General features: G+C 70.5%; 22 protein-coding genes and 1 other RNA gene. 9 read left to right on the top strand and 14 right to left on the bottom strand.

Translation table 11 applies throughout. From position 1 onward, the window contains the following. Positions 1 to 48 precede the first annotated feature (48 nt). On the bottom strand, positions 49 to 879 hold the full coding sequence (locus MFF55_RS19675; protein WP_238245801.1) for a CPBP family intramembrane glutamic endopeptidase: 831 nt from the start codon (positions 877 to 879) through the stop codon (positions 49 to 51). On the opposite strand from MFF55_RS19675, the gene ssrA reads away from it, so the two are divergent. After that, positions 871 to 1,257: a transfer-messenger RNA gene (ssrA, locus tag MFF55_RS19670) on the top strand. The genes MFF55_RS19675 and ssrA overlap by 9 nt on opposite strands. Positions 1,258 to 1,326: 69 nt before the next feature. Then, a complete protein-coding gene (locus MFF55_RS19665) occupies positions 1,327 to 1,980 on the top strand; it encodes an SspB family protein (protein WP_238245800.1) in 654 nt (217 codons plus the stop codon). 162 nt (positions 1,981 to 2,142) lie between these two features. Here the strand turns inward: MFF55_RS19665 and MFF55_RS19660 are convergent, their stop codons facing one another. Continuing rightward, positions 2,143 to 3,561 (bottom strand): cytochrome P450, encoded by a 1,419-nt coding sequence (locus MFF55_RS19660; RefSeq protein WP_238245799.1) that lies wholly within the window; start codon positions 3,559 to 3,561, stop codon positions 2,143 to 2,145. Between the two features lie 105 nt (positions 3,562 to 3,666). Here MFF55_RS19660 and fumC point away from each other — a divergent pair, with 105 nt between their 5' ends. Genes fumC through MFF55_RS19645 form a run of 3 tightly spaced genes read left to right on the top strand, consistent with a single transcriptional unit; the run spans position 3,667 to position 5,555 of the window. After that, on the top strand, positions 3,667 to 5,088 hold the full coding sequence (fumC, locus tag MFF55_RS19655; protein ID WP_238245798.1) for a class II fumarate hydratase: 1,422 nt from the start codon (positions 3,667 to 3,669) through the stop codon (positions 5,086 to 5,088). 2 nt (positions 5,089 to 5,090) lie between these two features. Further along, the gene (locus tag MFF55_RS19650) at positions 5,091 to 5,282 is read left to right on the top strand and encodes a DUF4169 family protein (RefSeq protein WP_238245797.1); all 192 of its coding nucleotides are present in this window, start codon (positions 5,091 to 5,093) and stop codon (positions 5,280 to 5,282) included. 51 nt (positions 5,283 to 5,333) lie between these two features. Beyond that, complete coding sequence (locus MFF55_RS19645; protein ID WP_238245796.1) at positions 5,334 to 5,555, top strand: ribbon-helix-helix domain-containing protein; 222 nt, start codon at positions 5,334 to 5,336, stop codon at positions 5,553 to 5,555. Between the two features lie 24 nt (positions 5,556 to 5,579). Here the strand turns inward: MFF55_RS19645 and glcF are convergent, their stop codons facing one another. Next, on the bottom strand, positions 5,580 to 6,962 hold the full coding sequence (gene glcF, locus MFF55_RS19640; protein ID WP_238245795.1) for a glycolate oxidase subunit GlcF: 1,383 nt from the start codon (positions 6,960 to 6,962) through the stop codon (positions 5,580 to 5,582). A 127-nt stretch (positions 6,963 to 7,089) separates the two neighbouring features. On the opposite strand from glcF, the gene MFF55_RS19635 reads away from it, so the two are divergent. Continuing rightward, positions 7,090 to 7,647 carry a pyridoxamine 5'-phosphate oxidase family protein gene (locus MFF55_RS19635; RefSeq protein ID WP_238245794.1) on the top strand — a complete coding sequence of 186 codons (558 nt, stop codon included), beginning with the start codon at positions 7,090 to 7,092 and terminating at the stop codon, positions 7,645 to 7,647. 24 nt (positions 7,648 to 7,671) lie between these two features. Here the strand turns inward: MFF55_RS19635 and MFF55_RS19630 are convergent, their stop codons facing one another. Together MFF55_RS19630 and MFF55_RS19625 are read right to left on the bottom strand one after the other, a co-directional pair. Further along, the gene (locus MFF55_RS19630) at positions 7,672 to 8,859 is read right to left on the bottom strand and encodes an FAD-binding protein (RefSeq protein WP_238245793.1); all 1,188 of its coding nucleotides are present in this window, start codon (positions 8,857 to 8,859) and stop codon (positions 7,672 to 7,674) included. 69 nt (positions 8,860 to 8,928) lie between these two features. Next, a complete protein-coding gene (locus MFF55_RS19625) occupies positions 8,929 to 10,383 on the bottom strand; it encodes a lipopolysaccharide biosynthesis protein (protein WP_238245792.1) in 1,455 nt (484 codons plus the stop codon). Positions 10,384 to 10,803: 420 nt separating this feature from the next. On the opposite strand from MFF55_RS19625, the gene MFF55_RS19620 reads away from it, so the two are divergent. Next, the gene (locus MFF55_RS19620) at positions 10,804 to 11,892 is read left to right on the top strand and encodes a class I SAM-dependent methyltransferase (RefSeq protein WP_238245791.1); all 1,089 of its coding nucleotides are present in this window, start codon (positions 10,804 to 10,806) and stop codon (positions 11,890 to 11,892) included. Positions 11,893 to 12,539: 647 nt separating this feature from the next. Next, the gene (locus MFF55_RS19615; RefSeq protein ID WP_238245790.1) at positions 12,540 to 14,933 is read left to right on the top strand and encodes a putative bifunctional diguanylate cyclase/phosphodiesterase; all 2,394 of its coding nucleotides are present in this window, start codon (positions 12,540 to 12,542) and stop codon (positions 14,931 to 14,933) included. 28 nt (positions 14,934 to 14,961) lie between these two features. Here MFF55_RS19615 and paoC read toward each other — a convergent pair whose 3' ends face one another. The 6 genes from paoC to MFF55_RS19585 form a co-directional block, all read right to left on the bottom strand. After that, entirely contained in the window at positions 14,962 to 17,181 is a 2,220-nt protein-coding gene (paoC, locus tag MFF55_RS19610) for an aldehyde oxidoreductase molybdenum-binding subunit PaoC (protein WP_238245789.1), read from the bottom strand. Positions 17,182 to 17,184: 3 nt separating this feature from the next. Next, on the bottom strand, positions 17,185 to 18,135 hold the full coding sequence (locus MFF55_RS19605; RefSeq protein ID WP_238245788.1) for an FAD binding domain-containing protein: 951 nt from the start codon (positions 18,133 to 18,135) through the stop codon (positions 17,185 to 17,187). Then, the gene (gene paoA, locus MFF55_RS19600; protein ID WP_238245787.1) at positions 18,132 to 18,764 is read right to left on the bottom strand and encodes an aldehyde dehydrogenase iron-sulfur subunit PaoA; all 633 of its coding nucleotides are present in this window, start codon (positions 18,762 to 18,764) and stop codon (positions 18,132 to 18,134) included. Before paoA ends, MFF55_RS19605 begins: the two co-directional genes overlap by 4 nt. Positions 18,765 to 18,976: 212 nt before the next feature. After that, positions 18,977 to 19,189 carry a hypothetical protein gene (locus MFF55_RS19595; protein WP_238245786.1) on the bottom strand — a complete coding sequence of 71 codons (213 nt, stop codon included), beginning with the start codon at positions 19,187 to 19,189 and terminating at the stop codon, positions 18,977 to 18,979. A gap of 165 nt (positions 19,190 to 19,354) precedes the next feature. After that, complete coding sequence (locus MFF55_RS19590) at positions 19,355 to 19,801, bottom strand: DUF4267 domain-containing protein (protein ID WP_238245785.1); 447 nt, start codon at positions 19,799 to 19,801, stop codon at positions 19,355 to 19,357. Between the two features lie 20 nt (positions 19,802 to 19,821). After that, positions 19,822 to 21,066, bottom strand: a complete 1,245-nt coding sequence (locus MFF55_RS19585; RefSeq protein WP_238245784.1) for an SMP-30/gluconolactonase/LRE family protein — start codon at positions 21,064 to 21,066, stop codon at positions 19,822 to 19,824. Between the two features lie 134 nt (positions 21,067 to 21,200). Between MFF55_RS19585 and MFF55_RS19580 the strand changes: the two genes are divergently transcribed. Next, positions 21,201 to 21,374: a hypothetical protein gene (locus MFF55_RS19580; RefSeq protein WP_238245783.1), complete on the top strand. Its 174-nt coding sequence runs from the start codon at positions 21,201 to 21,203 to the stop codon at positions 21,372 to 21,374. A 151-nt stretch (positions 21,375 to 21,525) separates the two neighbouring features. Here MFF55_RS19580 and MFF55_RS19575 read toward each other — a convergent pair whose 3' ends face one another. The 3 genes from MFF55_RS19575 to MFF55_RS19565 form a co-directional block, all read right to left on the bottom strand. Beyond that, positions 21,526 to 21,774, bottom strand: coding sequence for a hypothetical protein (locus MFF55_RS19575; protein WP_238245782.1), 249 nt, complete (start codon positions 21,772 to 21,774; stop codon positions 21,526 to 21,528). 376 nt (positions 21,775 to 22,150) lie between these two features. Further along, positions 22,151 to 22,906, bottom strand: a complete 756-nt coding sequence (locus MFF55_RS19570) for a DUF72 domain-containing protein (RefSeq protein ID WP_238245781.1) — start codon at positions 22,904 to 22,906, stop codon at positions 22,151 to 22,153. A 45-nt stretch (positions 22,907 to 22,951) separates the two neighbouring features. Beyond that, entirely contained in the window at positions 22,952 to 24,304 is a 1,353-nt protein-coding gene (locus MFF55_RS19565) for an MFS family transporter (protein WP_238245780.1), read from the bottom strand. Between the last annotated feature and the right edge of the window lie 44 nt (positions 24,305 to 24,348).

Here is a 24,348-nt window from a genome sequence, read left to right as displayed (position 1 = left end):
CCGCGAACGGCGCCGGGAGGCGAGACGCCGCGGCGGTCCCGCTGGGGATCAGGGCCAGAGCAGGTAGGCGACGAAGGCGAGGTTGCTCCAGCCGTGGAGCGCGATGCAGGGCCAGAGGCGGCCCGTGCGCCAGCGCAGCCAGCCGAGCGTCAGGGCGAGCGGCAGCAGCGAGATCGGCCGTGCCAGGCCCGCCGACGACAGGTGTGCCAGGGCGAACAGGGCCGCCGTGACCATGATCGCGCCGGCCGGCCCCAGGAAGGCCCGCGCCCGGGCGAAGGCTTCGCCGCGCATGAGCAGCTCCTCGGCCGTCGGCGCGAGCACGACGACGTAGGCGAGCCACGCGGCGAGGGCGGCGGCCGTCAGCATCGGCGAGAGGGCGACCTGGTGGCCGAACGGCGCGTGGAAGAGCGTCGCCGTGCCGGTGACCCACAGGATGTGGAAGGCCGGCCAGACCAGGAGGATGAGAAGGAGCCGCGACGCGCGCAGCCCCGGCGGCCTCGTCCGGTCGAGGGCCAGCCTCTGCCGCCAGGCGGACCGGTCGCGCCACAGGGCGGTCGCGACGACGAGCAGGGCCAGAACCACCTGCCTGACGATGTCGAGCGCCAGTTCGCGCATCGCGATCTGGCTCGGGTGGAGGGGCGGGCGCCGGTCCTGCGCCGCGAAGGGGTCGATCCCGTCGCGAAGGTCGGCGCCGACCCGCACGATCGCCAGCGCGATCAGGCTGGCGACGGCGAGGTAGAGGAGCACCGTCAGGCCGAGCGCCAGGAGATGCAGGAGGGTCAGCGCGGCCGCCCGAACCCTGCCCCGGGGCGCCTCCCCGGGACGGCTTCCGGCACCCTGTTCGGCATCGGTCGCTTCGGTGCCAGGAACGGGCTTCAAAATCGACCGGACTCCCTCTATATTCCCCTTCGCCGGCCGCAAGGTCGGCTATGGCGATAAACGGTCTTCGAAATAAACCTATCGGACCCGGGGGCGGTACCCGGCGCCTCCACCAAGACCCAGGGCACTCGGACGCATGGGCCGAGAGACGCGACGGACCTGGGTTTCGGCGGGGGCGAAATAGGATCGACGAGGGCGTAAAGGTTGAGCTTTCGCTCGGCATGGTTCCGCCGTTATCGGGCCTTTGCAATAGTTGCCAATGACAACTTTGCTCCGGTGGCGGTGGCCGCGTAAGCGGTCCCCAATACCAAACGAAGTCCTACCGGTTAGCATCGGATAGGCGGGGTTCGGAGGCACCTGGCAACAGAAGCCTCCACTTTATTTTTCCGACCCGGTACGGGCGACCAGCGCGGCACGGTCGACGGGAGCCGGGCAGAGCGAGCGCAGATGGCAGACGACCTGATCCGCTACGATCTCCTCGTTCAGGACGCGCTGCGCGGCGTGGTCCGCAAGGTCCTCACCGACGCGGCCCGCGAGGGGCTCTCGGGCGAGCATCATTTCTACGTCTCGTTCCGGACCGAGGCGCCGGGCGTCCGGATGTCGCAGCGCCTGCGCGAGAAGTACCCCGAGGACATGACGATCGTCCTCCAGCACCAGTTCTGGGACCTCGCCGTCACCGAGCACACCTTCGAGGTCGGGCTGTCCTTCTCGGGGGTGCCGGAGCGGCTCCTCGTGCCCTTCGACGCGCTGACGGGCTTCTTCGATCCCTCCGTGCAGTTCGGCCTCAAGTTCGACCTCAGCGACGGGGCGGAGCAGGCCGAGGCCGAGGACGCGCCGGGCGTCGTGAAGGCGGGTCCCCGCGGGGCGGCCTCCGAGCCGAGCGAGCTGAAGCCCAAGGGCACGGGCCTGGCCACGATCGGCGGCAGCAATCTGCCCAAGCTCGTTCCGCCCCAGGCCGGCGGCCAGGACGCGGCAGCGGCTGGAACGGACGACAAGGAGGCCAAGGCGCCCCGCCCCGCCGCCCGCAAGGCCGAGGCCAGCGAGGCCACGGAGGCCGGTGCCGAGGTCGTCAGCCTGGACGCGTTCCGCAAGAAGAGCTGAGCGTCACATTAGGGATGTGCAACATCCTCTGTCATTCCGGGGCGCCGCAGGCGAGCCCGGAACCCAGAACCACAGGTCGTGCTCCAGCTTGCTGCGTCGGCGGCTCTGGGTCCCGGGCTCTGCTGCGCAGACCCGGGATGACAACCGGGTTTGAAGCTGGAACTACGCCAGAGCCGTTCGGCCTGAATCCCGCGCCGTCACCCCCATCCTGAGCCCGTTCTCCGGCCGCAGGGTCACGCGATGCAGCGGCACGACCGGCGCGTGGTCCGCCGGCAGCGTGAAGCGCACCGCCCGGACGATGTGGGCGAGCAGGATCACCGCCTCCTGCAGGGAAAAGCTCTGGCCGATGCAGACCCGCGGACCCGCCCCGAAGGGCAAGTAGGCGAAGCGCGGGATGGCGGCGCGGGTCTCGCCCAGGAAGCGCTCGGGCACGAAGGCGTCGGGATCGTCCCAGAGCGTGCGGTGGCGGTGGAGCACGTAGGGCGCCACGATCACGAGCGAGCCGCGCGGGATCTTGATGCGCCCGATCCGATCCTCGGCGATGGCCTGCCGGCTGATGAAGGGGACGGGCGGGAACAGCCGCATCGCCTCCTCCATCACGGCCCTGGTGAAGGGCAGCGCCTCGGCGTCGAAGCCGGACGCCTCCGCCGCATCGACCTCCGCCTCGAGGCGCTCGCGCGCCACCGGGTCCTGCGAGAGGCAGTAGAGCGCCCAGGTCAGGGCGTTGGCGGTGGTCTCGTGGCCCGCCGCGATGAAGGTGACGATGTTGGCCTTCACCTCGTAATCGGTGAGGCCCTGGCCCGTCTCGGGGTCCTGCGCGCGCAAGAGCAGGGTCAGGAGGTCGGACGGTGCCGTGCCCCGCTCGATCAGGGCGCGGCGGCGCGCGATCAGCTCGTCCACCACCTCCTCGAAGAAGCGGGTCGCGGGTCGCGCCCGCAGGCGGCCGATGCGCGGCACGAAGCTCGGCACGCCGAACACGTCCAGCGGATCGATCGGCCCGACCGCCTCAAGGAACCGGGTGATCGCGCGGCCGAGCGCGTCGGGATCGCTCGACAGGCCCTGCGTGAAGATCGTCCGCTCGAGCACGTCGAGGGTGACGCGGGTCATCTCGAGCGCCACGTCGACGCTGGCGCCGTCCCGCCGGGCGAGACGCCGGGCGATGCGCGCGCCGGCCTGGTTCATGGGCTCGGCGAAGCCGAGCACGTGCCGGGCCGAGAAGAGCGGCGCCAGGGTGCGCCGCTGCAGCCGCCACTCGTCGCCCTCGGCCGTCAGCAGGCCGTTGCCCAGCCCGGGCGCCAGCACGCGGCGCTGGAGGTCATCCTTGCGGTAGTTGGCGGCGTTGTCGACGTAGAGGTAGCGGATGAGGGCGGGGTCGCTGACGACGGTCACGCGGCCGAGCGCGCCCTCGCCCGCCACCACGGGCTGGTGGAAATGCTCGTCGAGCCAGGTCGTGATCGGGTTGGCCCGCACCGCCTTGAGGAAGGCGAACAGGCCCGGCTGCACCCGCATCGGCGGCGGAACGGGGGGGCGGAAGCGCGGGGGCGCCAAGGGAGCAGTGAGTTCCGTCGGGTTCAGGGGCATCCCAATCTCAGCCGGCGCCGGATGGTGCACCGCATCGCGCACCATCGCGCTCGCGCGCCGCACGGGTTAAGTAGGGTCGGCAGACCCACGATCGAAGAGGCCACGATGTCGCCGCACGAGACCCAAGCCGAGACCGCCACCCGCACGGAATCGGACACCTTCGGTCCGATCGCGGTCCCGGCCCATCGCTACTGGGGGGCGCAGACGCAGCGCTCGATCCAGAACTTCCGCATCGGCACCGAGCGCATGCCGGCGCCGCTCGTCCACGCGCTCGGCCTCGTCAAGCAGGCGGCCGCCCTGGTGAACCAGGACCTCGGCGCCCTGGACGCCCGGGTCGCCCAGGCCATCGCCGAATCGGCCGCGGAGGTGGTGGCGGGCCGGCACGACGACGAGTTCCCCCTCGTGGTCTGGCAGACGGGCTCGGGCACACAATCGAACATGAACGCCAACGAGGTCATCGCCAGCCTCGCCAACGAGCGGCTCGGGGGCCAGCGCGGCGGCAAGTCGCCGGTCCATCCCAACGACCACGTCAACCGCGGCCAGTCCTCCAACGACGTCTTCCCCACCGCCATGCACATCGCCGTCGTCCGCGAGGTCCAGGGGCGCCTGATGCCGGCGCTGGCGCATCTCCACGACGCGCTCGACGCCAAGGCGAAGGCCTTCGCCGGAATCGTCAAGATCGGCCGGACGCACCTGCAGGACGCGACCCCGGTCACGCTGGGCCAGGAATTCTCCGGCTACGCCGCGCAGGTGCTGTTCGGACGCGCGCGGCTCATCGCGACGATGCCGGGCGTGCTGGCCCTGGCCCAGGGCGGCACGGCGGTCGGCACGGGCCTCAACGCGCACCCGGAATTCGCCGAGCGCTTCGCCGCGAAGGTCGCGGAGCTGACGGGCCTGCCCTTCACCTCGGCCGAGAACAAGTTCGAGGCGCTGGCCACCCACGACGCGCTCGTCTTCACGCAGGGCGCCCTGACGTCCATCGCCTCGGGCTTGTTCAAGATCGCCAACGACATCCGTCTGCTCGGCTCCGGGCCGCGCTCGGGCCTGGGCGAGCTCTCCCTGCCCGAGAACGAGCCCGGTTCCTCGATCATGCCGGGCAAGGTCAACCCGACCCAGGCCGAGGCGATGACCATGGTCTGCGCTCAAGTTGTCGGCAACGGCACCACCGTGAGCTTCGCCGGCAGCCAGGGGCATCTCGAGCTGAACGTCTACAAGCCGGTGATCGCCAACGCCGTGCTGCAATCGGTTCGGCTGCTCGCCGACGCGGCGGTGAGCTTCGCCGACAATTGCGTCGTCGGCATCAAGCCCAACGAGGATCGGATCGCCGACCTGATGAGCCGCTCGCTGATGCTGGTCACCGCGCTCGCGCCCTCGATCGGCTACGACAGGGCCGCCGAGATCGCCAAGACCGCGCACAAGAACGGCACCACCCTGAAGGAGGAGGCGCTGCGGCTCGGCTACGTCACCGCGGAGGAGTTCGACCGGGTGGTCCGGCCCGAGACCATGCTGGCGCCCGGCGAGGGTTGATCATGGCGGAGATCATCAACCTCCGGCAGGCCCGCAAGGCCAAGGCCCGCGGCGAGAAGGAGGCGCAGGCGGAGACGAACCGGGTCCTCTTCGGCCGGCCGAAGAAGGCGAAGACGTTGGCAGAGGCCAAAAGGGTGATCGAGGTCTCGCGGCACGAGGGGCACAAGCTTGTCGGGCCGGACGCGAAGGAATGAGGTTTGCCGCGCATCGCCCTCCCCCCTCCGCGGGGGAGGGACGCGCCGGCGATGACCAAGGGCATCACCAAGCGCTCGGTAATGATCGCCGGCCACCGCACCAGCGTTTCGCTTGAGGCGCCCTTCTGGGAGGCCCTGCGCGAGATCGCGGCGGCGCGCGGTCAGTCGGTCCAGGCGCTGATCGGCGCCATCGACGAAGGCCGGGGCGGGCAGAACCTGTCCTCCGCGATCCGGGTGTTCGTGTTGGCGGCGGTGCGGCGGCCCGTTGAGTGAACGCGAAATCTGTCGCGCTGTCTCCTACTCCGCCGCCGCCATCGCCCGACGCTCCGCCAGCCCCTCCAGCGCGGCCGGCTTCGGGCCGCCGGTCGCCCAATCCAGCAGCTCCGCCGTGTGGACGATCGGGATGGCCGTGCCCTTCCCGATCTGGGTGGCGCAGCCGATGTTGCCGGTGGCGATGAGGTCCGGCGCCATCCGCTGGATGTTGGCGACCTTGCGGTCGCGCAGGCGCGCCGCGATCTCGGGCTGGAGGATGTTGTAGGTGCCGGCCGAGCCGCAGCAGATATGGCCCTCCGGCACGTCCTTCACGGTGAAGCCCGCGGTCTTGAGCAGGTTCTTCGGCTCGGTGCGGATGCCCTGGCCGTGCTGCATCGAGCAGGCCGAGTGATAGGCGACGACGAGGTCCGTCTCGACCACCGGCGGCATCAGGCCGAGACCTGCCACGTATTCCGTAATGTCCTTAGCGATGCCTGAGACCCGCGCGGCCTTGTCCGCATAGGCGGGGTCGTCGCGGAACATGAAGCCGTAATCCTTGATCGTGGTGCCGCAGCCGGACGCCGTGACCACGATGGCGTCGAGGCCGGCGCCGTCCATCTCGGCGATCCAGGCGTCGATCGTGCGCCTGGCCTGGGCGTGGGACGTCTCGGCCTTGCCCATGTGGTGGGTGAGCGCGCCGCAGCAGCCCTCGCCCTGCGCCTGCACCACCTCGACGCCGTGGCGATTGAGAAGGCGGATCGCGGCCTCGTTGAAATCCGGCCGCAGCACGCTCTGGGCGCAGCCGCGCAAGAGCGCAACGCGGCCGGTGCGCCGCGCCGGCCCGCCCTGGAGCGCGGCGCTGGCCTCCAGCGCCCTTGTGTCGGCGGGGAAGGTGCCGGGCCGGTTGGTCGGGTTGCGGGCCGGCAGCGCGGCAGGGGCGAGGTCGAGCATCGCCGCGAGCCGGTTGCCGACCCGCGGCAGGCGGGCGACGAGCGGCCGGAACGGCTGACCGACCTTCGAGGCCAGCAGCGCCAGCCGGAAGCGGTTCGGATAGGGCAGGATCAGCGACAGCACGCTGCGGAGCACCCGGTCGCTCAGGGGCCGCCGGTAGGTCTCCTCGATATGGGTGCGGGCATGGTCGACGAGGTGCATGTAGTGCACGCCGGATGGACAGGTCGTCATGCAGGACAGGCAGGAGAGGCAGCGGTCGACGTGCTTGACCACCTCGGGCGTCGCCGGCTTGCCGCCCTCCAGCATGTCCTTGATCAGGTAGATGCGGCCGCGCGGGCTATCGAGCTCGTCGCCGAGCAGGAGGTAGGTCGGGCAGGTCGCCGTGCAGAACCCGCAATGCACGCAGGTCCGCAGGATCTTTTCCGAGGCCGCCATGGCGGGATCGGCGAGCTGGGCGGGAGCGAAATTGGTTTGCACGGACGTGCCTCGGCGTTCTTGTCTCGTCTCGTTCTAGGAAAGCCTCTTAGACCACATTCTGTGCCCGAAGGCGCGGCATGAAGGCATGCACCCGGCGGCACGACCGGCCCGACTGCGAGGAGGCCTCATGGGAAAGCAGTTCGATCGCATCGACGAGAACCACCGCGCCTTCATCGCGCGCCAGCGGATCTTCTTCACCGCCTCCGCGACGGCCGATGCCCGCGTGAACGTCTCGCCGCGCAGCACCGAGGCGTTCCGGATCCTCGGGCCGAATGCCTGCGCCTATCTCGACCGCACCGGCAGCGGCAACGAGACGGCGGCGCATCTCCTCGCCGACGGACGCCTCACGGTGATGTTCTGCGCCTTCGAGGGCGCGCCGAGGATCCTGAGGCTCTACGGGCGTGCGCAGATGCTCCCCCGCGGCTCCGCGCCCTACGATGCCCTCCTGGCGGAAGCCTTCGGCGGAACCGCGCCGCGGGGCGCGCGACAGATCCTCCGGCTCGCCGTCGATCTCGTTCAGACGTCCTGCGGATACGGCGTGCCGCTGTTCGACTACGTCGGCGAGCGCGACGGGCTCGAGCGCTGGGCGGAGACGAAGACCGACGCCGAGCTCGAAGCCTACCAGCGCCAGAAGAACAGCCGCAGCCTGGACGGGCTGCCGACCGGATTGTTCGAGGACGCCTGAGAGCTCCCGATCCGCGGGCGCGGTTCAGATCCCGGCATACATCCGTCCGGGATTGAACACGCCCGCGGGATCATGCGCCGCCTTGATCCCGGCGGTGACGCGCATCAGGGGCTCGGGCAGCGGCTCGAAGACCGGCACGGCCGCGCGCACGGCGTCCGGCGCCCGCACCAGCGTCGCGTGCCCGCCCTGCGCCCGCAAGGCCGCGCGCACGGTCGCCGCCCCCGCATCGCCCGCGGCATCGGTGGTAAGCCAGATCAGGCCGCCGCCCCAGTCGTAGTACCAGCGGGCCTCCCGTTCCGCCGTGATCGCGGCCGTCACGGTAGGCCCTCGGGTCGGCGCCGTGGAGAGGCGCCAGATCGCGGCCTCGCGCGGCTCGGCGAGCGGCGCGGCATCGCGGATGTCGGCCCAGAGCGCGGCCCCGGCCTCGCCCTCGACGATCTCGGGTTCGCCGTAGCGGCGCAGCAGGCGGCGCAGCTCCCCCAAACGGTAATCGATGGAATCCGAGAACCCCTCGACCCGCATCAACGTGCGCGCCTCGGGCCCACCGATCCCCGCAGGCAGATGGGCCGCGCCGGTGAGCTCGAAGGGCGAGCCGAGGCCCGCGCTCAGGGCCTCGACCGCGCGGGCATCGTCGAGGCCGGGGAAGGCCAGCGTGGCGACGCGCTCCTGCACCGGCAGGACCTTGAAGGTGACCTCGGTCAGAAGGCCGAGCGTCCCCCAGGAGCCGGCCATCAACTTCACGAGGTCGAGGCCGGTGACGTTCTTCATGACCCGGCCGCCGGACTTGATGGCCTCGCCCCGTCCGTTGACGAAGCGCACGCCGATCAGGCTGTCCCGGGCGGCGCCCGCATTGATCCGGCGGGGGCCGGCATTGTTGACCGCCGCCACCGCACCGAAGGTCGGCTCGCCGGCCGTCCCCATCAAGCGGCGGTGATCCACGGGCTCGAAGGGCAGCATCTGCCCGCGCTCGGCGAGCAGGGACTGGATCTCGGAGAGCGGCGTGCCGGCGCGGGCGGAGACGACCATCTCGGCCGGCTCGTAGAGGGTGAGGCCGCTCAAGCCTCGGGCGGAGAGGGTCGCCTCGTCCTGGGCCGGGCGGCCGATCCCGGCCTTGGTGCCGCCGCCAATGAGCCGCAGGCGCTCCGCGCGGCCGGCCGCCTCGCGCACGATCGCGGCCGCCTCGGCCTCGTCGTGAGGCTCGTATGAACGCATGTGTTTCCGCCCCATGGCGGAGGCTCGACCGGCCCCCTGCCGTCCATCTTGCGGGAATGGAACGGGTTTTCAAGCGCGGTCGGCCCGGACGGACGGGTTCCGCCCGATCCGGGCGGCGAGGAGACGGCGCAGGCCCGCGATGTCGAGACTCCAGGCGAAGACCCCGTAGACGAGGACCCCGAGGGGAAGGCAGATCGCCAGGGCCGCCGCCGGGTCGAGCCCTCGGAAGGGCCACAGGGCCAGGGTCATGGCGGCGCAGCCGAGCGTCGCGGCGGCGAGATCGCGCCAGGGCATCGCGACGCGCTCAGGCCCCGTCAGCGCGCGTAGCGCCAGGGCGAGGGTCGCGACGCTCAGCCCCAGCGTCTGCGCCATCGCGACGCCCGGGGGACCGACGAGGCCGGGCAGGATGACGAGGCCGAGCCCGTTCGCGGCGAGGCCGGCGAGTGCCGCGGCGATCACCGGCGCGGTCTTGCGGCGGATCTGGAAGACGGGGTTGAGGGCGAAGTTGAGGAGCGCGAGGCAGAACAGCCCCGGGATCAGCAGCCCCGCATAGAGCGCGAAGGGCCCGCGATAGGCCTCCGGCACGGCGAGCGCCTGGAGCGCCGGCAGCACCGCCCAGAAGCCCGCGGCGCAGGGCAGCATCAGGGCGAAGACCAATGCTGCGTTGCGCCCGATCTGCGTCTCCGCCGCGGCCCGGCCCTCGTGCTCCTCGGCCCGCACGGCGAGCTGGAACAGGAGGAGGTCGAGCGCCGTGCCGATGGTCCCGAGTGCCCGGGACGTGATGTCGGCCGCGAGCGCGAAGTAGCCGGCCTCCGCGAAGCCCGACTGCCCCGCGAGCACGGCCCGGTTCACGAAGGGCATCAGGCCGTAGATGGCGTTGGCCGCGATCAGCGGCAGCCCGTAGGCGAGGAAGAGCCGCCAGGTCTCGGTGAGGCGCACGCGCAGGACCGGCGCCGCCGGGTCGGAGAGGGGCCCGCGCATCGCGATCACGGCCAGGCCTTGCGCGGCGCCCGCCGCGATCAGCACCCAGATCGGCTGCGGCAGGGCCCATGCGGTGCCGGCCATGAGGATCACGGCCAGCGCGTTCTTCACGGCGACGAGGCGGAAGTAGAGCCCGCCGTCGAAGCGGGCGCGGGCGAGCGCCGCGTGGTAATCGAACAGACCGGTCCCCAGGGCCGCGAGCCCGGCGCCCGTGGCGAGCGCCGCCAGGCCGCCGGACCCGGGGTCGATCGTCAAGGCGCAGAGCGCGCCGACGATTGCGGCGGCGAAGAGGGCGAGCGCCACGCCGGCATAGGCCCGGTCGAGCCCGTGGCGGATCCAGGGTTCCTCCAGGCGGACCCGCCCCGAGTAGAACCGCGTCGCCGAGAGGCGCAGCCATTCGAAGAGCAGGGTGTTGAGCACCACGGCCCCGGCGGCCGCGAGCGCGAAGATCCCGAACGCCTCTGGCCCGAGCAGCCAGGCGATCAGCAGCCCCAGCACGAAGTTGAGGCCCGCGTTGAGGATGAAGGCGGCGATGACGGCCATGGACTCGCGGCGGCTGGATCGGGCGCTCCGGGCGCCCTGCGAGGCGGGTTCTAGCCGACCTGCGCGAAGATTCCCCTAAGCGGTGCCAGGTCCCAAGGGACGTTGCTGCCGGGACATCGGCGTGCCCAGCTCACGGCGATCCGACGGTTCGGATAAAGAGGTTCGTAGGCGGCTAAGTCACCAGGTTGGATGCTTAGGCAGGGAAGGCCCGCGGCAGCAATCCAGAGACGCAGTGGCCTCCGTCCCAGGCGTTAACCTTACTTATCCACTGTATAGCGAGGAAAACTGTGGCCTGAACCGAATCGCTAAACTTTTCACTATCAGCCGTCATTTACGATCGGTTAAGTCTCTCTCAAGCGGCCTGAGTGGAAGGGGCATATTGCACCTGACAGAGCCGTATAGAGTATTGGGGCTTGTTCCGTGAGTTCTACGACAGCACCGCGCGATGGTCTTCGCAGGGTTAAGTCTGCCAAGATCAAACAACTTGCACCACGTGTCTTCTCTGAAACTCCCCTGACCGGCCACGGACCTCGGAACACGCTGGAGATCGCGGTTCCCAGCGCCGAACATCTGCACCTGCAGAGCCAGGTCCACCAAGTTCTGAACCAGTCCGCCGAGCTCATCCAGGCGAAGGGCCACTCGGAGTTCTTCCGCAATCTCGGCGACACCCTCTCCACGCTGAAGTCGGGTGTGGATCAGGAGACGTGGAACACCGTCGTCGTTCCCGCCACCCGGGAGCATCCTCTCGCCGCCCTGATGCAGGAATGCCCGCTCACGAAGCACTCCTTCACGCGTCCGCGCGGCTATCCCGGTGATGCCGGCCTGCTCGACCTCATCTACCGGCACGACAGCGCCCAGGCGCAGGTCGAGGGTTCGACGGAGGCGGGGCGCACGGTCTTCGGCTTCACCGCCGAGGTCTCGGCCTGCGAGGCCGTCCGCCAGCGTCGGAAATGTCTCGCTCAGAAGATCGACCAGGTCGCCCGCGAACGCCCGGGCGCCGAAATGCTCGCGGTCGCCTGCGGGCACCTGCGCGAGGCCGAGCTGAGCCGGGAGCTGAAGCTCGGGCATGTCGGCCGCTTCGTGGCCACCGACCAGGACCCCGCGAGCCTCGACGTCGTGGAAATCTACGCGGGCTCCGTGTCGTCGGCGATCGAGACGCGCAAGCTCAGCGTCCGCGACTTCATCACCGCCAAGCACGGGCTGAACGGGTTCGATCTCGTCTATGCGGCAGGGCTCTATGACTACCTCGACGACCGCCTCGCCGCCCGCCTGACGCGCAAGCTCTTCTCGCTCCTGAAGCCCGGGGGACGCCTGCTCGTCGCCAACTTCCTGAACGGCATCTGGGAGCTGCCCTACATGGAGGCCTACATGGATTGGCACCTCCTGTACCGCTCCGAGGCGCAGATCCGGGCGTTCGCCGGCGAAATCTCCGAAGTGGACATCGCCAGCACGTCCTATTTCGAGGACGATGCGGCCTGCGTCGGCTACCTGGAACTGGTCCGGGCGTGAGAACCTGAGTAGCCGCCCTCGCGTCAGGCACCCACATGCCCGTGGGGGCCTGGAGCGACACGGCTTGAAGAAGCGATCGGGAGGAAAGCTCCTGACCGGCGCCCCGGCTTCGCGTGGAGATCTTTTCCCCATGCCGGTCGACGTACCGGTCGTGACGCGCAGCGGACAAGAAGTCTCCCCCGCGCAGGGGTGAGCGATCGCCGTCGGTGCAGGTCCTGGGCTCCACATCCTGGTTGGAGAAGGTCCGGTCGGTTTCATGCCTCCCCGACGGATCCCCCCGGATCCGCCGCGCCCCTTCAGGCCATCCGGTCAGGCGAGGTCCGCGCATAGCCCGGAAGCTCATGTCCTCCATCAAAGCGATGTAGCGTCGGCCAGTATTGATCCACCGATGTGAGGTCGCAGGCAGGCGTATCCGCTGCGCAGCCGAACACCTTCATGAAATATCAAGGCCTTGCTCCTCAACCTAGAGGTGCCTCCGCGGTCGGAGGGCGCCTGTGCCTGTATTGAAGGAAGCAGACGCGTGCGACCTACCCACGTTCTGTTTCTGCGCTCGGCCGTACATCCTCGTTCGACGACGGCCGAGGTCTTTATTCCCCGATCACACCGCGTCGGTCTGCCGAAGCCTCGATTGCAGCGCGAGAGATGAGATGCGGAGGATCTGGGCTCGACTGCGCCGGCACCGCAACGGCGGCTCCTCCTCCGGACCGGACGGCTCCGCTGACGCGGCCGAGAACCGCTACCGTGTCGAGACCCAGGCCGAGCTCCTCAACGAGACCCTGCAGCTCGCCAATTACTCGGCCGTCACCCATGTCGCCGTCGTCCTGGCGATCGCCTACATGTTCTGGGACAGCGCCTCGCGGGTCTACCTCGCCGGCCTGACCGGCATCGTCTCGCTCATCGTCGCCGCGACCCTCTACACGACCTGGTACTACCGGAACATTTTTCGCGACGCGGTCACCGAGGCGGCGGTTCGAAGCGGATTCTGGATCTCGAAGGGGCTTGCGCTGGCCCTGGGGCTCGCCTGGGCGACGATGCCTGCGCTCCTCATCGCACCCTCGGGCAGCGGCCATCGCATGGTGGCGGTGGCGACCACGGCGGGCCTGATCTCCGACGCCTACGTCGTCGGCCCCATCTTCTCGGTCTCGGTTCTGCTGGCGGCACCGATCGTCATCGGCGGCTTCATCGGCCTCTATGGCTGCGAGGCGCCCTTCGGGGCCTACGTCTCGGTCCTTCTTGGCGTCTACGGCCTGTTCGTGTGCTTCAGCCTCCGACGGATGAGCCTGCTGTCCTACCAGCGCATCCGGCATCGCGTCGTCGTCCAGGACCAGGGCGAGACCATCAACCTGCTTCTCAAGGATTTCGAGGCCGGATCGAGCGACTGGCTGTGGGAGACCGACCGGGACGGACGGTTGCGCCACGTGCCGCAGCATATGGCCGCTACCCTGGGCCGGGACCCCTCCGATCTCCAGGCGCTGAGCCTTGAGGAGCTGCTTCGCGAACACGCCCTCTCAGAGAGTGAGGACGAAGTGGGAGCGGTTCTCTCGGCCATGGCCGCGCGCATCCCCTTTCAGGATCAGGCCGTCCGGCTCGCCGCGCCGGGCGGTGCCTGCTGGTGGAGCCTCAACGGCAAGCCCGCCCATGACCGGCAAGGTAACTTTGCCGGCTATCGCGGTGTCGGCTCGGACACCACCCTGAGCCGGGACGCGCAGGCGCGCATCGCCTTCCTCGCGAGTCATGACACGCTGACCGGGCTGCCCAACCGCACGGCGTTCCAGGACGCGGTTCAGGCCGTCTGTCAGGACGCGCAGGGCGCGCAGGCTGAGACAGCGCTGCTCTGCCTCGACCTCGACGGCTTCAAGGCGGTCAACGACAGCCGGGGACATGCCATGGGCGATCAGCTGCTCCGCTGCGTCGCGCAGCGCCTGACGGCCCTTACCGGTCCGCACGGACGGGTCTTTCGGCTCGGCGGCGACGAGTTCGCCCTCCTCCATCGCACTGGGAGCGAAGAGGATGCCAGGCGGCTGGCCGAGAGCATCGTCACCGAATTGCGCCGGCCCTACCTCGTCGGCGATGCGCATCTCGAGATCAGCGCCAGCATCGGCCTCGCCTACGCGCCTCGGGACGCGCAGGACCCGGCGAGCCTCCTCAGCCGGGCCGACCTCGCCCTGTACAGCGCCAAAGCGGACGGCAAGTGCTGCGGGCGCAGCTTCGACACGTCCCTGGAGGTGCGCGCCCTGCGCCAGCGCCAGCTCGATGCGGACATGCGGATCGCGCTCGAAGCGGGCGAGCTGACGCTTCACTATCAACCGCTGGTCGACATCAGACGGGGGCGCGTCGTCGGTCTCGAAGCCCTGCTGCGCTGGCACAAGCCGGGACAGGGCTGGGTCTCGCCGGCCGAGATCATCCCCATCTCCGAGGCGACCGGCTTCATCGTCGAAATCGGGCGCTGGGCCCTGCGCCGGGCCTGCATGGATGCGCTCGCCTGGCCCGGCCTGTCGGTGGCCGTGAACATCTCCTCGATCCACGTCCGGATGCCAGGCTTCCACGATGAGGTTGCGGCGGTGCTGCGCGAGACCGGATTGGCGGCCGAGCGGCTGGAGATCGAGATCACCGAATCCGTTCTGCTGGATAGGGAGACGGGGGTCCTAGAGACCCTCAAGCGTCTGCGCGCTCTGGGCGTACGGATCGCGCTGGACGATTTCGGCACAGGCTATTCCAGCCTCAGCTATCTCACCGAATTCCCGTTCAATAAGGTCAAGGTCGACCGCTCCTTCGTGCGCGACCTGCAAGACCGCCCGGAGAAGATCGCCATCGTCGAGGCGATCACCACCATGGCGCGAGCCCTCGCGATGGAGGTGACGGTGGAGGGCGTCGAGACCCCGCAGCAATTGACGGTGCTGCGTCTCAAGTGCTGCGACATCGCGCAGGGCTACCTCTACAGCCCGGCGGGACCCGCCGCCGAGATCGCTGATCTCGTTCGAGGGCTGGACGAGGGCCTTGCCTCGGCGACGTCGGACGTGATCCTGCAGGCGGCCGAGTAGAGCAACCGGCCGAGGTAGCCTCCGCGCCTCACGCCGCGTCCGGCAGGCGGTCGAGGAGCTTGTCGAGGGTGATCGGGTAGTCGCGAACCCGCACGCCGGTGGCGTTGTAGACGGCGTTGGCGAGCGCCGCGCCGACGCCGCAGATGCCGAGCTCGCCCACGCCCTTGGCCTTCATCGGGGAGGACATCGGATCGACCTCGTCGAGGAAGATCACCTCCTGGTGCGGGATGTCGGCATGGACCGGCACCTCGTAAGTGGCCAGATCGTGGTTGACGAAGAAGCCGCGCTTCTTGTCGACGGCGAGCTCCTCCATCAGGGCGGAGCCGACGCCCATGGTCATCCCGCCGATGACCTGGCTGCGGGCGGATTTCGGGTTGAGGATGCGCCCCGCCGCGCAGACCGCCAGCATGCGCCGCACCCGGACCTCGGCCGTGTCGACGTCGACACCGACCTCCACGAAATGGCCGGCGAAGGTGGATTGCTGGTGCGACTTGGCGATGTCACCGTACTCGATGCCGTCCTCCGCCACGAGCTCGCCCGCGGCCGCCGCCTGCGCGAGCGGCGTGCCCCGGTTGCCCGCGCGGACCTCGCCGTCGGCGAAGGCCGCGTCCGCGGAGTTGACGCCGAGCCGCTGGGCCACGGCCTCGCGCAGCTTCACGCAGGCCGCGTAGACGCCCGCCGTCGCGTTGTTGGCGCCCCATTGCCCGCCCGATCCGGCCGAGGCCGGGAAGTCCGAGTCGCCGAGGCGCACGACCACCTGATCGAGGGACACGCCCATCATCTCGGCCACGGTCTGGGCGATGATGGTGTAGCTGCCCGTGCCGATGTCGGTCATGTCGGTCTCGACCGTGAGGATCCCGCGCCCATCCAGGCGGACGCGGGCGGCGGATTTCGTCAGGAGATTGTTGCGGAAGCCCGCGGCCACGCCGAGGCCGACGAGCCATTGGCCGTCGCGAACCTGGCCGGGCTTGGCGCTTCGCCGTGCCCAGCCGAACCGCTCCGCGCCGAGCCGCAGGCACCCGACGAGGTCGCGATGCGAGAAGCGCCGCTCCGGGTGGCCCGGATCGACCTGGGTGTCGTTCTTGACGCGGAAGGCGACGGGGTCGAGCCCGAGCCTCTCCGCCATCTCGTCCATGGCGACCTCGAGGGCCATGAGGCCGGGCGCCTCGCCGGGCGCCCGCATGGCGTTGCCCTCGGGCAGGTCGAGCCGGGCGAGGCGCATCGCGGTCAGCCGGTTGGCGCCGGCATAGAGGAGCTTGGTCTGGTCGACGGCGGTCTCGGGCCGGCCCTCGGGGAGGTTGCCCGAGGTGCTCTCGTGCGCGATGGCCGTGATGGTGCCGTCCCTCGTCGCGCCGATGCGGATGCGCTGGATCGTGGCCGGGCGGTGCGTGGTGTTGTTGGCGATGAGCGGACGGGTCAGCGCCAGCTTGACCGGCCGCCGCGCCGCCTTCGCCGCCAGGGCGGCGATCACGGCGTCGGCCCGCACGAACAGCTTGGCCCCGAAGCCGCCCCCGATATAGGGCGAGTCGACCCGGACGTTCTCGGGCGGGATGCCGAGGATCTTGGCGACGCTGCCCTTGCTCCAGGCGATCATCTGGTTGGAGGTCCAGAGCGTGAGCCGGTCGCCCTGCCAGGCCGCGATGGTCGCGTGCGGCTCCAGCATGGCGTGGGTCTCGTCGGGGGTCGTGTAGGTCTCGTCGAGCTTGACGGCCGCGGCCGCGAAGGCGCCCTCGAAATCGCCTACCCGATCCTCGGGCCCGCCGCCGCTGCCCTCCGCGCTGTCCGCGCCGACGGGCTTGGCGGACCGCGCCTCCGCGGCGAGGTCGAAGCGGCCGTCCTCGGGCGCGTAGTCCGGCCGGATCAGGAACGACGCCGCCCGGGCCTGCTCGAAGGTCTCCGCCACCACGACGGCGATCGCCTGATGGTAGTGCTGCACCTCCGCACCGCCGAACAGGTTCGCGGTGTTCATCTTGCCCAGGCCGAGCTTGGGGATGTCGAGGGTGGTCAGGACCGCGAGGACGCCGGGCGCCTTCCAGGCCGCCGCGACGTCCATGCCACGCAGGCGGCCCTTGGCGATGCCCGCGCCGAGCACGTAGCCGTAGGCCTGGTTCGGCACCACGTCGTGCCGCTCATAGGCGTAGGGCGCGGTGCCCGTCGTCTTGTACTTGCCGTCGATCCGGTCGGTGGACCGGCCCACGACCTTGAGCTGATCAATCGGGTTCTGCCCAGCGGGGGTCTCGAACTTCATGGTTCAGGCCCTCGCTTGGGTGAGCGCCGCTCCGAGCGTGCGCTCGGCCAGCTTCAGCTTGTAGGCGTTCTCGTGGGTCGGCTTGGCGCCGGCCAGCAGCCGCTCCGTCACCGCCCTGGCGCCGCGCGGCAGCTCGGCCTCCGCCGCCTCGAGGCGCCAGGGCTTGTGCGCCACGGCGCCCAGCGCGACGCGGCCCGTGCCGTCCGGCTGCACCACCACCGCGACCGAGACAAGGGCGTAGGCGTAGGAAGCGCGGTCGCGCACCTTGCGGTAGACCTGCGCCCCGCCCGGCGGCTTGGGCAGCGTGACCGCGGTGATGAGCTCGCCGGGCTTCAGGGCCGTCTCGATATGCGGCGTGTCGCCGGGCAGCCGGTGGAAATCGGCGATCGGGATCGTCCGCTGGGACCCTTCGGCATCAACGGTCTCCACCGTCGCGTCGAGGACGCGCATGGCCACCGCCATGTCGCCCGGATGGGTCGCGATGCAGGCGTCGCTCGTGCCGATGACGGCGAGCGTCCGGCTGACGCCGTCGATTGCCGAGCAGCCCGATCCGGGCTGGCGTTTGTTGCAGGGCTGCGCCGTGTCGTAGAAGTAGGGGCAGCGGGTTCGCTGCAGCAGGTTGCCGGCGGTGGTGGCCTGGTTGCGCAGCTGCCCCGAGGCGCCGGCCAGCAGCGCGCGGGCGAGCACGGCGTAGTCCCGCCGGACCCGCGCATCGGCGGCGAGGTCGGTGTTGCGCACCAGCGCACCGATGCGCAGGCCGCCCTCCGGGGTCGGCTCGATCCGGTCGAGGCCGAGCCCGTTCACGTCGACGAGGTGCGTCGGCGTCTCGATCTGCAGCTTCATCAGGTCGAGCAGGTTCGTGCCGCCGGCGATGAACTTGGCGCCGGGTCTGCGGGCGACGGCCGCTGCGGCCTCGGCGGGGGTGCCGGGGCGCTCGTAGGTGAAGGCCTTCATGCCTGCCTCCCGGCGATCTCGGTCATCGCCTCGACGATGTTGGAATAGGCGCCGCAGCGGCAGAGATTGCCGCTCATGCGCTCGCGGATCTCGGCGGGGGTGGCCTCCGGCCGGGCGTTCAGGTCGGCGCTGACATGGCTCGGGATGCCGGCCTTGATCTCGGCCAGCACCGCGACGCCGGAACAGATCTGGCCCGGCGTGCAGTAGCCGCACTGGTAGCCGTCGTGCTTGATGAAGGCCGCCTGCATCGGATGGAGGCCGCGCGGGTCGCCGAGTCCCTCGATCGTGACGACCTCGCTGTCCTGGTGCATGACGGCGAGCGTCAGGCAGGAATTGATGCGCCGCCCGTCGACGATCATCGTGCAGGCGCCGCACTGCCCGTGATCGCAGCCCTTCTTCGAGCCGGTGAGCCGCAGGTGCTCGCGCGCCGCGTCGAGGAGGCTCGTGCGGGTGTCGAGCTCGAGCTCGCGCCGCTCGCCGTTGACGGTCAGGGAGACCTTCGCCATCACCGGCCCCTCGGGTCCCGTCCCGGCGCGCGCTGACGATGGCACGCCGGTGGCCGCCGCGCAGGCCGCCGCACCGGCGACAACGTCGCGCCGGCTCAACTCGATCTCTCCGAAGTTCGGCATGGCGTGACCTGGACCTGTTGCAGGGGGCAAGACGGCAAGGGAAGGGCGTGAGGCTCGGGGGAACGCGCCAGGGCGGGAACTTGGTCCAAGCTTGAGGGGCGGGATCGCGTTCCTCTCGGTTCTTGTCGCACCCGGGCGACCTGAAAGGCCGAGACCGGGAAGGCTGCCGCCGGGCGATGACTGAGCGATCCGGTCGGTCTCCCCGCGCCAGATCAGGGCTTGTAGCGGTCCTCGAGCTTGGGACGGTCGGGATCCGGTTTTCCGCCTGCAGGGCGATCGGCCCCGGTGAGGCTGCGGTTGCTCCGGGTGCGGTCCCCGTCCTTGATGTGGTCCGGGCTGCTCTGGCTGGGATGCTCCGGGCTCGTGGCCACGCCGGCACCGGCGAAGCCTTCGGCGCGGTCCTCGCCCTTTCCGTCAGCGGTCATCGGGCACCTCTCGACACGTCCGCGCTGGACCTTGCAGGCAGCCTGCGTCGGGCATGGACGCCGCCCGATCTCTCCGGTCCTTCCACGAGAACCCGGCCGGGACCGGTGTGGTTCAGTGCCCGTCGCCATCGGTTTCGTAGCCTGGGCGATCCTCGTCGGAGGCGGTCAGGAATCATCGGGAGCCCCGGACCGGTGGGGAGCCTGCCGCGGCCCCGAGACCCAGAGCGTCAGGACGAGCAGCACGGCGCCGCTGCCGAGATGGAGCGCGATCTGCCAGGGGGCTGCCCCCGACGACCAGACGAGGATCGTGTCGCAGACCGGGATGACGAGGCTCGATCCCAGGACGATCGAGACGGACCGGCGCGACGCGAGGAAGGCCAGCCCGGCGAGGTAGAGCGCCAGGGCAAGGTCCCGGAACCCGATCGCGCGCAGGTAGCCGTCCGCGAGGCCGCCGGGCGCAGGCAGGCCGAAGATCGCGGCACCCGCCGAGGGCGACAGGACGAAGAGCGCGCCGAGCCCCAGGAAGACGGCCGCGAGGGCGAGGACGGCCCAGAGCCGCGGGTCCGCCTTGGTCAGGCGCCGCGCGCCGAGATCGTGGGGGTGCTCGGTCATCCGGCCTCGATGGTGATGCGTCAGCTCGGGGCCGCGCCCTGGACATTGACCTGCAGCCGGTAGAGCGACCGCGTCGCCGTCATGAACAGGATGTTCCGGCGCGGCCCCCCGAAGCTGACATTCGCGCAGACCTCCGGCAGGCGGATGCGCCCGATCGGCCTGCCGCCGGGCTCCAGCACCACGACGCCGGCGTAGCCGGCCGGCCCGCTCGCCGCGCACCAGAGATTGCCGAAGACGTCGACCTTGAGTCCGTCCGGCCCGCACCGAACGCCCTCGACCACCATGTCGAACAGCCGGCGGCCGCTCGCCAGGCGGTCCCCCTCCACGGTGAAGGCGTGGATGGCCCCGTCGCCGGCGCGCGGCGGCGGCTCGCCGGGCCCCTGACCGGTGCTGGTGACGTAGAGGGTCCTGTGGTCGGGCGAGAAGGCGAGCCCGTTCGGCATCCCGAGCTCGGTCTCGCCCAGCACCTGCGCGACCCGGCCGCAGGAATCCCAGCGGTAGAGACCGGGGCCCGCGCGCGGGGTGCCGGCCGGCGGGAGGGTGGTCTCGATCCCTACGCGGGGGTTGAGCCGGCCGAGGGGGTTGGTCGGCCCGCCGGGCTCGTCGGGCCGGCCCTCGGCCAGATTCGTGCCGTAGGTCGGGTCGGTGAACCAGACGCTCCCGTCCGGATGCGGCACGACGTCGTTGGGGGAGTTGAGGGAGCGGCCCTCGAAGGCGTCCGCCAGCACCCGCCTCGTCCCGTCATGCTCGAAGCGCACGACGCGCCGGTTGAAATGCTCGCAGACGAGCTGGCGCCCCCCGAAATCGAAGGCGTTGCCGTTGCTGTTATAGGAGTCGGCGCGGAAGACCGTGACCGCGCCGTCCTCCCAGAGGTGGCGGTGCTGGCGGCTCCGCCGGACATCGCTGAAGACCAGGTAGCGGCCCATGGCGGACCAGGCCGGGCCCTCGAGCCATTCGCCGCCCGTCCAGACGCGTTCGATCACGGCACTGCCGACGGTCAGGGACCCGAAGGCCGGGTCCAGGGCGACGACGTCGGGATCGGGGAGGAGGATCGGATCGGCCTCGGCACCGAAGCGGCGCGGCGGCTGGCCGACGGGCGCTCCCGTCTCGGCAGCCTCGGCCCGACCGGCCGCCAGGGCGCTCGCACCGAGGGCGACTCCGCCGGCCGCGCCGAGGAATCCGCGCCGGGAGAGCGGGGCCACTCCCGCCGCGTCGACGATCGACGGGTGGCGAGAGGGGCTGTCGGCGGGATCGGTCATGGCCATGCAAACCTCCGGCGGGGCGTTCAGATCCGGGCCTCGGAGATGCTGCCGGCACTGTGACGGTATCGTCACGGCACAAACCGTCGGAACCCAGGGTTTCCCCTTCGCCGGGGCCGCAGCGCAAGACGAGGTCGAAGGTGACGCCAAAATCCGCCGCGATCCTTGCCGGGGCCGGCTGCGCCGTGATCGGGCCGACGGTGGCCCATGCCTTCACGGCCGATCCGACGGACCAGATCATCCTGTCCTCGCTCATCGCAGGATCGGTGGTCGTGACGACGCTGATCCTCGGACTGCGATCCTGGGAGGATTAGGGCGAGACGGAACCGTTGCGCGAGCAAGCCAAAGGATCGCCCGCCGCAGCGGATGCCGGGCGGGCGAGGCGGGGAGAATACGCATCCGGCCAACCCGTGATGGCCGGAGATGTTCGAGACCGCTCGGGGCCCACGGCCCCGATCCTCGCCCTCAATGCTTCATCAGGCTCTCGAAGCTCTCCTCCGGCCCGAGCCTGTCGGAAAACCGCGCGAGGCGGCTCAGGCTCGGCTCGGTGAGGCCGCCGGCATTGGCGTAAGCGGCCAGGGCGAAGCTCACCAGCAGCTCCGCCTCCTCGGGCGTGACCGCCCGGCCGCTCAGCACGCTCGCCGCGCCCCGCACCGCGTGGACCGCTTGGCGGAAGGCCGGATCGCCCTTCAGCTCCTCCAGACGTGACTTCACCCTTCTCTCCGTATGGTCGCAGCCTCGACGCGCCGGATGCCCGTCGGCGCCGTCACCTCAGATACCCATCGGCCCCATCCGCCGGCCGGGCCGGGCGGCGAGGGCATCCGGATGCCGGTTCATCTCCGCCTCGATCGGTGGAGCCGCAACGGTTCGATCTGCCATAAGTCGGGGGCTCCTCGCCCTCGTGCACAACCAAGAGGATGCAGGCCGGGTTCTAAGGCGCCCCCAGGCGGGGACCAGCGGACGGCGCGTAACGGTCGAGCGGGTTCGGCCGCCCGGGCGCGTGACGCCCCACGCCTCGATAGCTTCCGGCGAGGGTCGAAACCACGTCGCATGATAGGAACGTCGATCGCCGCCCTCGGCGGCCCGGGCTTCAGCCGGGGCCGCCGGTGTGATCGGGCGGCGCGGGGCTCCTCAGGCGCTCCAGGGTCGAGAGGGCGTCGCCGGTCGCGGCGAAGGCCGCCGTGTTGTCGAAGATGCACCAGCCACGGCGCCCCCGCGCCGCATCCGCCGCCAGGCGGTCCGCAATGACGTCGAGCCTGCGCGGCCCGTAGGCCGAGTAGTAGATCGTCGGCGAGCCGTGCAGCCGGTCGTAGCGCCATTCGCGCCAGCCGCCGGGCTCGCCGGCGCCCGGCACCGGGGCGGGATCGGCCGCCACCCGGGCGATGCGCAGATCCGCCAGGAGCCCGTCGACGGCCGGTTCGAACCAGCTGGCGTGACGGGGCTCGCAGGCGATGTCGCCGGCGAAGGCGGCCCGGAACGCCCGCAGGAAGGCCGGGCTCGTCGGATCGTCGAAGCGCAGGCTCGGCGGCAGCTGGAGCAGGAGCGGGCCGAGCTTGGGGCCGAGCCCGGCAACCTCGCCCAGAAATCCTTCGAGCAGGGCCTCGGCGTCCCGGAGGCGCCGCTCGTGCGTGATCGTGCGCAGAACCTTGACGGCGAAGCGGAAGTGCTCGGGCACCGTCGCGGCCCATCGCTCGTAGGTCGCGCGGCGGTGCGAGCGATAGAAGGACGTGTTGATCTCCACCGCGTCGAAGCGTCCCGCGTAGCGCGCGAGGTGGCTCCCGAGGGGCGGGAAGGCCTCGGCATAGGCCTTGGGCACGCTCCACCCGGCGGTTCCGATGGCGATCAAACTGTCGAGTCTCGCGTTGAGGGTGCGGCGGAGCGGGGCCCGGCTTCAGGCGGCGAGGCGCGGCTTGGCGCCGAGCGCCTCCTCGACCGTGCCCTCGCCGTCGAGATAGCCGTGGCGCTTCGGGTTCGGCATGATCAGCGAGGCGACGAAGGCGACGGCGAGCAGCGCTGTCACGTACCAGAAGAAGGCGGTCTCGTTGCCCGCATCCTTGAACCAGAGGGCGACGTACTCGGCCGTGCCGCCGAAGGTGGCGTTGGCGAGCGCGTAGGAGAGCCCGACGCCGAGCGCCCGCACCTGGGTCGGGAACAGCTCCGCCTTCACGATGCCGCTGATCCCCGTGTAGAAACTGAGGATCACGGGCCCCGTCGTGATCAGCCCGAAGGCGAGGTACGGGTCCTTGTTGGTGGCGAGAAGGGTCATCACCGGCACCACCATCAGGGTGCCCAGGCCGCTGTAGAGCAGCATGTTCGCCTTGCGGCCGATCCGGTCCGAGAGCGCGCCGAACACGGGCTGGATCGCCATGTAGACGAGGAGCACCAGGGTCATCACCTGCGAGGCGACCGTCTTCTCCATCCCCGCGGTGTTGACGAGGTATTTCTGCATGTAGGTCGTGAAGGTGTAGAAGCTCAGCGAGCCGCCAGCCGTGAAGGCGAGCACCACGCAGAAGCCACGCCAGTGCTTGAAGAGCTGGCGGAAGGTGCCGGCCTCCTCCCGGTCGCCGCCCTGCTCCATCGTCTCGGCGAGCGAGCGCCGCAGGTAGAGGGCGACGATGGCCGCCAGCGCGCCCATGACGAACGGGATGCGCCAGCCATAGGCCCGGAGCTGGTCGGCCGTCATCACCGCCTGGAGCGTCACGAGCACCAGGGAGGCGAGGAGCTGCCCGCCGATCAGCGTGACGTACTGGAACGAGGCGTAGAACCCGCGCTGGCCCTTGAGCGCCACCTCGCTCATGTAGGTGGCGCTCGTGCCGTACTCGCCGCCCACCGAGATGCCCTGCAACATGCGGGCGAGGAGGAGGAGCACCGGGGCGGCCGTGCCTACGGTCTCGTAGGTGGGCAGGACGGCGATGGCGAGGGAGCCGGCGCACATCATCAGCACCGAGATCACCATCGAGGTGCGCCGCCCGAGCCGGTCGGCGATGCGCCCGAACAGCCAGCCGCCGATGGGGCGCATGAAGAAGCCCACGGCGAAGATGCCGGCCGTCTGCAGCAGATGGCTCGTGGTGTCGCCCTGCGGGAAGAAGGCCGGGGCGAAGTACAGGGCGAAGAAGGCGTAGCAGTAGAAGTCGTACCACTCGACGAGGTTGCCCGACGAGGAGGCGACGATCGCCTTGATCCTTCGGCGTCGGTCCGCGGCGTCCTCCCCGGCGGAGGCTGCGGTCCCGATCGAATCCGGCATCGTCTTTCCTCCCGATGTCTGCGCGGCATCGCCGCCGGCCCGTC

This window comes from Methylobacterium iners (assembly GCF_022179305.1).
GTDB lineage: Bacteria > Pseudomonadota > Alphaproteobacteria > Rhizobiales > Beijerinckiaceae > Methylobacterium > Methylobacterium iners.
Note: the sequence above shows the minus strand (reverse complement) of the source record. Positions and strands in the feature narration are given on the sequence as shown.